This window comes from Streptomyces sp. NPDC002640 (genome assembly GCF_053592575.1).
In genome coordinates this window covers 1-11,716 of the sequence record NZ_JBSFVZ010000040.1, presented here as the reverse complement: position 1 = coordinate 11,716, position 11,716 = coordinate 1, and the positions used below count along the sequence as shown (strand labels likewise).

The window sequence follows — 11,716 nt, the reverse complement described above, 5'->3', positions numbered from 1 at the left end:
CCTCTGTATGAGAGCGCCCGACGAGTATGGTCGCGGCCACCACCGAACCGCTGACACGGTGCTGACACCACGCTGGTGCGCGACTCGTGCCGGAACGGGCGCCCCGGAACCGGACGCGGGATCCGGGGGGAGCCGACCGAGGCTCCGAAGGGGGTCGCCGGACGAAGGTCATCGGACGGGGCCGTCGGGGGCGGTGAGGAGGCCGGTCACCGCGCTCAGGAAGCCCTCGTCGAGCATGGTGCGGGGAGAGGTGTCGCGGGAGGTGTCCAGGCCGGCGTCGTGGCAGGCGACGCTGACGAGGTAGCGGTCCAGGACGCGGTGGGTGGCGAAGGACCACTCGCCGCGGGAGGCGGGGTGACCGTCGGGCGCCAGCAGCCCCTCGCCGCCGACGCCGAAGCCGAACTCGTTGAAGGACAGCCGCAGTCCCTGACCGAGGGCCTTGGTGTAGGCCTCCTTCAGCGTCCACAGCCGCAGCAGTTCGGCGGTGCGCCGGTCCTCGGGCAGGTCCCGCAGTTCGGCCCGCTCGGCGGGGCTGCAGATGTGCTGCTGGAGGAGGTCGAAGGACAGGGTCCGGTCGGCGGGCTCGGCGTCGACGCCGATGCGGCCGTTGCGGCTGACGCCGACGGCGATCAGGTCGTCGGTGTGGGTGAGGCTCACGTCGATCTGGTCGAGTCCGCGCAGGTAGGGCCTGCCCCCGATGCGGTAGGCGAGGTCCAGCTCGGCCGGTTCGGCGCCCAGCGCGGCGGCGGCCGTGTACTTGGTGGCCATCCTCGAGGTGACGAAGCGGAGCCGCACGAGGGGATCGCTCAGCCGCCGGTAGCGCGGCCAGTCCCGGCCGAGCAGGGGGCGCAGCGCGGTGTCGGTGACGGCCGCGCCGAGCCATTCGCCCCAGGTCGTGTGGACGACGGCGTTGCCCCGCAGCTCCATGGCGTCGCGGACCCGGTCCCAGGGGCCGTGAGGGCCGCCGACGTGGGTCGGTTCGGTGATGCGGGCGGCGCCGGCCTGCCGGGTGCCCGGCGCGGTGCGGCCCGGTTCCCGGACGTCCGTGCGGATCGGTCCCGTCACGTTGTCTCCCCCTTCCGTGGTGCGCCACGCGGCCGCCGCGGCCGGTGGTGGTGCCGGCGTCGGACCGGTCACTGTGCGAGGAGCGTGGCGTCGAGGTCGAAGCTGTGCCCGCTCCGGTAGCGGCGGATCAGTTCGTCCAGCACCTGCCGGGTGCAGTCGTCGGGCACGTCCGGCACCGGGATGCCCAGCCGTGTCCCGATGCGGGAGAGGGCGAGCACGGCCCACGCCGCGTCCGCGAGGAAGGGGTCGGTGCCGTCCTGCGCCTCCCACGTGCCGAGGACCGCGGCGGCGCCCACGATCAGGCTGTACCGGTCGCTGAGGACGCACAGGGCGGCGGTGTCGGCTCCCGCCGTGCCCGCGGGCGGCAGCGCGCGGCAGGTGTCGCGCAGGGCGCGCAGTTCCGCGGTGAACGCCTCGGCCAGCCGCGCCAGGGCGGCGATCCGGCCGCCGACGCCGCGGGCGGCGGCCAGCCGGTCGGTGGTGGCGGCGAGGGAGGCGGCCATGAAGTCGCCGCCGCCCGCGATGCCCAGGGTCGTGTAGTCCAGCGGCGGCAGCCGCGGGCCGCCGCGGAACAGCTCCGGCGGGGGCTCCTCCTCGACGAACCAGGCGTGCTCGGCCAGCCAGGGAAGCTGGGGGACGATCACGGCCTGGCAGGAGGCGGTCCCGGCGTGGCCCAGCCCGGCGACGGGCAGGTCGCGGACGAGCTTGCCCAGGGCGCCGTACTCCGGGCTCTCGTGCCGGTAGCCGCGGCCGCCGAGCACGGTGGCGAGCTCCTCCAGGTTCTCCCGCAGCAGGTCGGGCACCGCGTACTTCACGGCCGCCGCGAGGACGTGGGCGCGGTCCGGGAGCAGGCCCAGGGCGCGCAGGGCGACGGTGGCCATGCTGTCGCAGGCCAGCAGGTCGGCGAAGACACCCGTGAGGGCCTTGTGCCAGCGGCGGGCGGGCGGGCCGGTGCGGCCGGTGGTCGCCGCCCGGACGGCGGAGCGCAGGACGGTGTCCGCGGCGGCGACGACGACACCGCAGATCAGGCTCCGGTTGACCTGGAAGGTGCGCAGCGCGAGGGTGACGCCGTCGCCGACGCCGCCGACGAGGGCGTCGCCCGGTACGTACCGCCCGGTGAACTCCAGGCCGGAGAACAGCGCTCCCCGCATGCCCGTCGTCTCCATGCGGGCCAGGTGGCGCACCGCGCCGGGGCCGGCCTCCGCGGGGTCGAGGAGGAACACCGAGTGGCTGCGCGGGCCGCGCGCGGGGTCGGTGCGCGCGTAGACGACCTGGGCGTCGGCCCGGGAGGCGTTGATGATGACCTCCTTGCGGCCGTGGAGCCGGTGGCCGCCGTCCTCCGCCGGGCGGGCGGTGAACTCGTCGCGCAGGATCGCGTTGGCGTGGGCGAGCTCGTGGTGGAGGATCGCGGCGCGCCCCCCGCCGAGCAGCACGTCTGCCAGAGCGCGGCGCTGGCCGGGGTTGCCGGCGGCCCACACCGCGCCGGAGGCGAAGAGCGAGGTGATGCCGTGTCCGAAGCCGAGGGCGACGTCCCGCCGGAAGACCGGGCGCAGCGCGCGGGCGAGCAGGTCGGCGCGGGTGAGCAGGCCGCCCTCCTCCGCCGGCACGAACTCCGCCGCGAGGCCGGTTCCGGCGAGCAGTTCCTCCGTCGCGGCGGGCGGGGTGCGCCGGCCGTCGGCGGCGAACAGGGCGCCCAGGCCGTGCGGGTTGGCCGGGTCGTAGGGATCGCCGAGGAGGGCCTCGAGCCGGTCCGCGCGGGCCTGCGCGTCCGCCTCCCAGCGGCCCTGCGGGGCAACCGGTGCCTTGACGGTCTCGGCGATGGCAGACATGGCGACGGTGGTCAGCTCCTCGGTCCGGGACGTTCCTGTCGCGCCCTTGCGCACGACTGTGGTGCCCGCCGCTCGTGAAGCGCTGGAGCCGTGCTCGAGAACCGCTCCGCGACCGCCCGGGGACATTTCACGGCCGTGACGGAAAACCGCTGTTGGAGACGGCCCGTGCGGGCATTTCTCCAGTCGTTCACGAGTGTTTCTCGAGCAGTTCCGGAGCATTCCCGGACCGCATCGCGAACCGGACGAGGTGAGAACGAGAAAAAGGGCTGCCCGCGGCCCCCCGGAAACGGGGGACCGCGGGCAGCCCGCGCGTCGTGCCGTGCGCTCTCAGCCGGTCTTGCGGCGCTCAGCCGGTCTTGCGGCGGATGAAGCGCTTCTTGCCGGCCGGTCCGCTCATGCCCTTGACCTTCAGCCGGCCGTCCTCGTGCGCCTGCTTGGCCTGGCTGGCCCTGCTCTTGCGTTCCAGGGCCTCACGGAATTTGCGCTGGACCTCGGTCTCCTGGGCATTGGTGTCGGGCGTCTCCGCCATACGTGACCTCCTGTGGGGGTTTTTCATTTCTTCCGATCAGGCTGGCACAGATAACTGGCGCCCGCCGCACCGGAGTTTTCGGGGAGGGGAGAAATTCGGCCTATGCCCGGTCGGCCGCGAGGCCGCCCACGAGGGCGGGCTCCTGCTCGGCGGACCGGGCGGCGTCCGCGGTTTCGGGACCGGTGTCGGGCTCGGTCTTCTTGCGGCCCGGCAGCAGCGGGCTGAGCGCCGCGACCAGGACGAAGACGCCCGCGTTGTACCAGAGGGTGGCCGCGGTGGCGTCGCTGAAGCGCTGGGCCCGGTCGGGGCCCGTGCCGGAACCGGAGAGGCTGAAGAAGATGACGCCGACGACGGCGATGCCGACGGCCGTGCCGAACTGGATGAGCGCGTTGACGACGCCGGATCCGGCGCCGGCGTCCTGCGGCGGGACGTCGCCGAGCACGACGTTGGTGAGGATCGGCGAGCACAGGCCCATGCCGAGGCCCACGACCAGCTCGGCCCCGGCGAGCTGCAGCCAGGTCAGGTCGGGTCCCTGGAAGTGGTTCAGCGCGATCATCAGCAGCGTACCGAGGGCCATGATCGAGGTGCCGATGGCGACGAACACCCGCCCGTTGGCGGTCCCCTTGCGCCAGGCGATCTGGAAGGTCGCCATGATGCCGATGGGGAAGGCCACGGTGACCAGGGCGGTGCGCAGCGCGGACCAGCCGAGACCCAGCTGCATCTGGTAGGTCAGCACCAGGAAGAACGAGGTGATGCCGGAGAAGGCGAGCATCACCACGAACACGCCCGCGGTGAAGGAGCGGTGCCGGAACAGGGTGGGCGGCACCAGGGCCGACCCGTCCTTGGCGTGCCGGCGCCGCTGGTAGAGGGCGAACGGCACCAGGAGCACCAGCGCCACGGCCATGACGGCGAACATCCAGCCGGGCCAGCCCTGCTCACGGCCCTGGACCAGCGGGTACATCAGGCCGAGCGCCGCCAGGCTGAGCAGGAGGACGCCCGGGACGTCCAGCCGTGTCGCCTGTTCGGACTTGCTCTCGGGCAGGCACCACAGGGCCAGGCCGACGGCCAGGATCCCGAACGGGATGTTGATCAGGAAGATCGCGCGCCAGCCCAGTCCCAGCAGGTCGAGATCCGTGATGATGCCTCCCAGCAGCGGGCCGGCGACGCCTCCGAGTCCGAGGACCGCGCCCATCATGGAGAACGCGACGACCCAGTCCTTCTGCTCGAACGTCGTCATGATGACCGACATGACCTGCGGGACCATCAGCGCGGCCATGACGCCCTGCAGCAGGCGGCCCGTCACCAGCACGCCCGGCGAGGCGGCCACGCCGCACATCACGGAGGCGAGCGTGAACCCGACGACGCCGGCGATGAACAGCCGCTTGCGCCCGTAGATGTCGCCGAGGCGGCCACCGGTGATCAGGAAGACCGCGAAGGCCAGGGCGTAGCCGGCCAGGGTCCACTGCGCGGTGGCGAAGTCGGCGCCCAGCTCCCGCTGGATGTCGGGGAGGGCGACGGTCACGATCGTCGAGTCGACGTTGTCCAGGAAGGCGGCGAGCAGCACCACGGCGAGAGCCACCCATTTACGGCGCGAGGGCGCCTGCTCGGCGCGCGGCTCCTGCGCCGCCGCGGTCTCTGTCGTTGTCACTGTCACTTGATCAACTCCTGTGGAACGGTTCTGGTGGGGGGATGCGGCCCGGGTCCGGCTCCTGCGTCCCCGGGTGGTGTGGGGGCGGCGTCAGACGCCGCCGAGGATGGAGTCGAGGGCTTCGTCCATCTCCTCCTCGGTCAGTTCTCCCGCGGCGCGCAGGGCGTCGTCGGCGCCGCCGGCGGGCGGCGTCCCGGCGGGGCGGGCCAGGTCCAGCAGCCGGTCGAGCAGGCCGCTCTGCCGCAGCTGGTCGGCGGTGACCCGCTCCAGGGCCCAGCGGGCCGCGCGCGCCGGGTCGGCGGGCGGGGTGTCGTCACGCACCGGCTCGGCGGGGGTGAGCCGGGTGTCCAGGAAGTCGGCGATCGCCCGGGGCGTCGGGTAGTCGAACGCGAGGGTGCTGGGCAGGGCGACCTGGGTGTGCTTGGCGATGCGGTTCTTCAGCTCGACGGCCATCAGGGAGTCCCAGCCGAACTCGCGCATCGGCTTGTCCTGGGGGACGGCCGCGGACAGGCCGAGCACCGCGGTGACCTCCTGCTGCACGAACTTCCGCAGGGCGACGGTGCGCTCCTCGCCCGGCAGGTCCGACAGCCGCTCGCGGAGCCCCGAGGCGTGCTCGGCCGTCGGCGCCGCCTGCCGGGGGCCGGTGCGCACCAGCCCGCGGAGCATCGCCGGCAGGCGCTCGGCGCCGGCCCGCTGGAGCGCTCCGAGGTCGAGCGGGGCGGGCACCAGGTGCGGTTCGGGCCGTCGCAGGGCCGCGTCCAGCAGGGCGAGACCCTCGGGCACGGTCATGGCGCGGGCTCCCGTGCGGCGCATCCGGGCCAGCTCCGCCTCGCCCAGCCGCGAGGTGAGGCCCCCGCCGTCCTGGGCCCACAGGCCCCAGGAGAGGCTGACGCCCGCGAGTCCGCGCCGGCGCCGGTGCGCGGCGAGGGCGTCGAGGAAGGCGTTGGCGGCACCGTAGTTGCCCTGGCCGGGCGAGCCGAGCGTGCCGGCCACGGAGGAGAACAGCACGAACAGGGCGAGGTCGCTCTCCCGCGTCAGCTCGTGGAGGTGCCAGGCGCCGTCCGCCTTCGGGGCGAGCACCGTCTCGAACCGTTCGGCGGTCTGGTTGCGCAGCACGCCGTCGTCGGTGACGGCCGCCAGGTGCACCACGCCGGTCAGCGGGTGCCCGGGATCCACCGCGGCCAGGACGCGGGCGGCGTCCTCGCGGACGGCGACGTCGCAGGCCTCGACCCGCACGGACCGGGCGCCGGCCGCCTCCAGCTCGCGGACCAGTTCGGCGGCGCCCTGCGCCCGCGGTCCGCGGCGGGACGTCAGCACCAGGTGTTGGACGCCGTGTTCCGCGACCAGGTGGCGCGCCACCTCCCGGCCCAGGTCGCCGGTGCCGCCGGTGACGAGCACCGTGCCGTCCGGGTCGAGCACCCGGGGCGCGGTGAGCACCAGCTTTCCGGTGTGCCGTCCCTGCGCCATGTGCCGGAAGGCGGCGGGCGCCTCCCGCACGTCGTACGCGAGGTAGGGGAGCGGCACGACGGTGCCGTCGGCCAGCAGGGCGGACACCTCCGCCAGCAGCCGCTGGAGGTGCTCCGGCTCCAGCGACATCAGGTCGAACGCGCTGTAGGCGACGCCGGGGTGGGCGGCGGCGACCTCCCGCGGGTCACGGATGTCGGTCTTGCCCATCTCCAGGAACCGGCCGCCGCGCGGCAGCAGCCGCAGCGAGGCGTCGGTGAACTCGCCCGCCAGCGAGTTCAGCACCACGTCGACGCCCGTCCCGCCGGTCGCCTCCAGCCACCGCTCCTCGAAGCCGGTGTCGCGGGAGGACGCGATCCGCCCGGGCGGCAGACCGAGGGCGGCGAGGGCCGGCCACTTGGGGGCGCTGGCCGTGCCGTAGACCTCGGCCCCCAGGTGGTGGGCGAGCTGCACCGCGGCCATGCCGACACCACCGGCGGCGGCGTGCACCAGCAGCCTCTCCCCGGGGCGCAGCCCGCCGAGCTCGGTGAGCGCGTAGTGGGCGGTGAGGAAGGCCAGCGGGACGGTCGCCCCCTGCTCGAAGGTCAGCGCCTCCGGCAGCCGGGTCATCAGCCGTCCGTCGCCGCGCACCTCGGTGCCGAACGCGCCGAGCGCGAGGCCCATCGCCCGGTCCCCGGGCCGCAGATGCGTCACCGCCGTGCCCGTCTCCAGGACGACGCCCGCGAACTCCAGGCCCAGGGCGGGCGTGGCGACCATGCCGAGGGCGTTGAGCACGTCACGGAAGTTCATGCCGGAGGCCCGCACCGCGACGCGCACCTCGTGCTCGCCGAGCGGCTCCGGACCGCCCGCCGGGACCAGCTCGAGACTGTCGATGCTGCCCTTCTCGCGGATGTCCAGCCGCCACGGGCCGTCCGTCGCGGGCGGCTCGAGGCCGGCCGCGCCGCGCGTCGCCGTGCGGCGCGCGGGCACGAGCCGCGGGGCGAACACGGCCGTGCCCCGCACCGCGAGTTCCGGCTCGTCGTCCAGGGTCAGCACGGCGGCCAGCAGGTCGGCGGGCGCGCCGGCGCCGAGACCGGCGCCGTCCACGTCGACCAGCCGCACCACCCGGTCGGGGTACTCGCCGCGCACGGCCCTGACCAGGCCCCACAGCGGGGAGGCGCCCAGCGATCCGACGGCGTCCTCGGGGCGGGCGGCGACCGCGTCACGGGTCAGCCACACCACCGTGGCGTCCGCCGGCGCGTCCTCGGCCAGCAGCCGCTGCAGCACGCCGAGCGCGTCGACCGTCACCGCCCGCACGGCCGCCCCGGAGTCCGCGGCGGCGTCACCGGCGGCGTCACCGGTGGCGTCGACCACGATCAGCCGCGGGGCGTCGCCCGACGCCAGCAGCGCGTCGACGTCCGCGTGGCGCGGCACGCCCAGCGCGTCGGCCACCGTGCCGTCACGGCCGACCACGACGGCGCCCTCCGGCAGTTCGGCGGCCGGCGGGTCCACCGGCTGGAAGTCGACGCGGTAGAGGTCGTCCGGTGCGTCGGGGGCCGCCACGCGCAACTGGTCCGCGGTGGCCTGCTGCACCCGGAGCCCGACGGCGTGCAGGACCGGCTCTCCGGCCGGGTCGGTGGCGAGGAGCGTCACCTGCCGCCCGCCCGCCTCGTCCGCCCCCGTCACCTCGACGCGCACCCGCAACTCGGTGCCGCCCGTCGCGAACAGGGTCACGCCGGTCCACGCGAACGGCAGCAGGACGGTGTCCTCCGGCCGGTCGCCGGTGTCCACGCCCGCGAGGACGTGCAGGGCCGCGTCCAGCAGCGCCGGATGGACACCGAAGCCGTCCGTGTCGGCGCGCTGCTCCTCGGGCAGGACGACCCGCCCGTAGGCGACCGTGCCGCTCCGGGCGAGGGAGGTCAGCCCGCGGAAGGCCGGCCCGTAGTGCAGGCCCTGCGCGCCGAGCGTGTCGTAGAAACCGTCGAGCGGCACCGGCTCGGTGCCGGGCACCGGCCAGTCGCGCAGTTCGGCGAGCCCGTCGAGGGCGCCGTCCGGCGCCCCATCGGTCAGCTCACCGGTCGCGTGCGTCGTCCAGGCACCCGGCTCGGCGGAGGTCTCGGGCTGGCTGAAGATCGTGAGGGGCCGACGGCCGTCGTCGTCGGGCGCCCCGACCTTCACCTGGATCCGCACGGGCGTGTCCGGGGTGAGGACGAAGGGCTTCGCCAGGGTGAGTTCCCCGACGCCGGCCGCGCCCGCGGCACGGGCCGCGGCGAGCGCCAGGTCGAGCAGACCGGTGCCGGGGACGAGGACGGAGCCGAAGACGGCGTGGTCCCGCAGCCAGGCGTGCTCGCCCGGCACCAGCCGTCCCGTCAGCAGGTGTCCCTCGCCGTCCGCCTGGGCGACGACCGCCGCCAGCCAGGGGTGGTCGGCGGGCGCCAGGCCCGCCTGCCGCGCGTCGCGCAGACCGGTGCGGGCGGGGCGGAGCCAGAAGTGCTCGCGCTGGAAGGCGTACGTCGGCAGGTCCACCGGCGTGCCCTTGGGCAGCGCCCGCTCCCAGGCGATCTCCTGCCCGGCCAAGTGCAGCGCACCCGCCGCCCGCACCAGCGCGCGCACCTCGTCCACCGCCTCGCCGGGCGACCGGGGGGCACGCTGGGAGGCGACGAACACCGCGTCCTCGCCGCCGCAGGCCGCGCCCATGGCCGACAGCACCGCCGCCGGGCCGCACTCCAGGTACCGGCCGACGCCGGACGACTCGAGCGTGCGCACCGCGTCCAGGAACCGCACCGCGTCCCGCACCTGCCGGGCCCAGTAGCCCGGGTCCGACAGCTCCTCCGCCGACGCCGGGGCGCCGGTGACGGTGGAGACCAGGACGGTCCGCGGGGCGTGGAAGACGCAGGAGGCGGCGACCTCCTCGTACGCGGCCAGCATCGCGTCCATGTGCGGCGAGTGGAACGCGTGCGACACGTCCAGGCGCCGCGTGCGCCGCCCGGCACGGGTGAAGTGCTCCACCACCCGTTCCACCGCGGCCGCGTCACCGCTGACGACGGTCTGCGCGGGCCCGTTCAGCCCGGCCACCGACACCCGGCCCTCGACCGCGGCCAGGACCTCGAGGACCTCCGGCTCCGACGCCTCGACCGAGGCCATCGCGCCGCCCCGCTCGCAGGCCTGCATCAGCCGGCCCCGCGCCGCCACCAGCCGCGCCGCGTCCGCCAGGTCCAGCACTCCGGCCACGTGCGCCGCGGCCAGCTCGCCGACCGAATGCCCGGCCACCGCCGCCGGCGCGACACCCCATGCCTGCCACAGCCGGAACAGCGCCACCTCCAGCGCGAACAGCGCCGGCTGCGTGAACTCCGTCTCGTGCACCAGCGCCGCGTCCGCGCTGTCCTCGGCGGCGAACACCACCTCGGTCAGCGGCCGGGACAGGTGCGGGTCCAGCGCCGCGCATATGGCGTCGAACGCCTCCCGGTACACCGGGAACGCCGCGTACAGGTCGCGGCCCATCCCGACGCGCTGACTGCCCTGCCCGGTGAACAGCACCGCCAGATCCGCCTGGACGGCGGCGCCCTCCACCACGTCCGGATGGGCCCGCCCCTCCGCCAGCGCCCGCAGCGCCTCGGCCAGGGCCGCGGTGTCCGCCGCGACGACGCTCGCCCGCGCCTCGAAGTGGGCGCGGTGCCGGGCGGCGGTGACCGCCACGTCGGCGACGGGCGCCTCAGGGTGCCGTGAGAGCCAGTCGGCCCAGCGGCCGGCCTGCTCGCGCAGCGCGGCCTCGTCCCGGCCGGAGACCACCACCGGCAGCGGGGTGCCGTCGTGCGGCGTCCTAGGGTCCGCCGGTTCGGCGGCGGTGGGCGGCTCCTCCAGCACCACGTGCGCGTTGGTGCCGCTCAGCCCGAACGACGACACGCCCGCGCGGCGGACGCGCTCCGCGTCCCGCTCCCAGGGGCGGGCCTCGTCGAGCAGGGCGAGGCCGCTGCCGTCCCACTCGATGTGCGGGCTCGGCTCGGCGGCGTACAGGGTCTTCGGCAGGCTCCCGTGCTGGAGTGCGAGGACCATCTTCATCACGCCGACGACTCCGGCGGCGGCCTGCGCGTGCCCGAGGTTGGACTTCGAGGAACCCAGCCACAGCGGCCGCTCCTCGGGGCGTCCCGGTCCGAAGACCTCGGCCAGGGCGCCCGCCTCGATCGGGTCGCCCAGCGGGGTGCCGGTGCCGTGCGCCTCGACCGCGTCGATGTCCGCCGGCGACAGCCGGGAGGCCGCGAGGGCCTCCTCCACGACGCGCTGCTGCGACGGCCCGTTCGGGGCGGTCAGGCCCTGGCTCCGGCCGTCCTGGTTCACCGCCGAACCCCGGACGACCGCCATGATCCGGTCGCCGTCCCGTTCGGCCGCCGAGAGGCGCTTCAGCACGAGAATGCCGCAGCCGTCGGACCACCCGGCGCCGTCCGCCAGCGCGGAGAACGACTTGCAGCGCCCGTCCGGGGCCATGCCCTTCAGCCGGGAGAACTCCACCATCAGACGCGGCGTGCTCATGACCGTGACGCCGCCCACCAGGGCGAGCTCGCACTCCCCCTGCCGCAGTGCAGTGCTCGCCAGGTGCAGGGCCACCAGCGAGGACGAGCACGCCGTGTCGATCGTGACGGCGGGGCCCTGGAGGCCCAGCGCGTAGGCCACCCGGCCGGACACCACGCTGGCGGCGTTGCCCGTGCTGACGTAGCCGTCGAAGGCGTCCAGCTCGCGACCCTGCTCGCCGTAGTCGGAGCTCATCGCCCCGAGGTAGACACCGGTCCTGCTCTCGCTCAGCGACCCCGGGCGGATACCGGCACGCTCCAGGGCCTCCCAGGACGCCTCCAGGACGAGCCGCTGCTGCGGGTCCATCGACAGCGCCTCACGCTGGGAGATCCCGAAGAACGCGGCGTCGAAGCCCTCGACGTCGTGGATGAAGCCGCCCTCGCGGGCGTAGCTCTTGCCGGCCGCCTCCGGGTCCGGGTCGTACACGTCGAGGTCCGCCCAGCGCGGCGGCAGCCCGCCGACCGCGTCGCCGCCGGCGGCGAGGAGTTCCCAGAAGGCTTCGGGGGTGTCGATGCCGCCGGGGAGTCGGCAGGCCATGGAGACGATGGCGATGGGTTCGTCGGGGGTGTTGGTGGGTTTGCGGGTGGTGGTGCGGCGGTGGGGTTTGGTGGTGGGTGTGAGGTCGAGTTTGGTGTG

The 11,716-nt window shown here is 75.1% G+C and carries 5 protein-coding genes; all 5 read right to left on the bottom strand.

Annotated elements, in window-relative coordinates:
- Positions 1-168: 168 nt before the first annotated feature.
- A complete protein-coding gene (locus ACWD3O_RS33035) occupies positions 169-1,065 on the bottom strand; it encodes a 4'-phosphopantetheinyl transferase family protein (RefSeq protein ID WP_451418431.1) in 897 nt (298 codons plus the stop codon).
- A gap of 68 nt (positions 1,066-1,133) precedes the next feature.
- Positions 1,134-2,894, bottom strand: a complete 1,761-nt coding sequence (locus ACWD3O_RS33030) for an acyl-CoA dehydrogenase (RefSeq protein WP_451418430.1) — start codon at positions 2,892-2,894, stop codon at positions 1,134-1,136.
- A gap of 346 nt (positions 2,895-3,240) precedes the next feature.
- On the bottom strand, positions 3,241-3,423 hold the full coding sequence (locus ACWD3O_RS33025; RefSeq protein ID WP_451413910.1) for a DUF5302 domain-containing protein: 183 nt from the start codon (positions 3,421-3,423) through the stop codon (positions 3,241-3,243).
- A gap of 100 nt (positions 3,424-3,523) precedes the next feature.
- Positions 3,524-5,071 (bottom strand): MFS transporter, encoded by a 1,548-nt coding sequence (locus tag ACWD3O_RS33020; protein WP_451418429.1) that lies wholly within the window; start codon positions 5,069-5,071, stop codon positions 3,524-3,526.
- A gap of 90 nt (positions 5,072-5,161) precedes the next feature.
- Positions 5,162-11,716: type I polyketide synthase (locus ACWD3O_RS33015; RefSeq protein WP_451418428.1), on the bottom strand; the 6,555-nt coding region annotated here is incomplete at its 5' end.

Coding starts and splice junctions, on each gene's coding strand:
- ACWD3O_RS33030 (WP_451418430.1), bottom strand. CDS start 2,894: ATGTCTGCCATCGCCGAGACCGTCAAGGCACCGGTTGCCCCGCAGGGC.
- ACWD3O_RS33025 (WP_451413910.1), bottom strand. CDS start 3,423: ATGGCGGAGACGCCCGACACCAATGCCCAGGAGACCGAGGTCCAGCGC.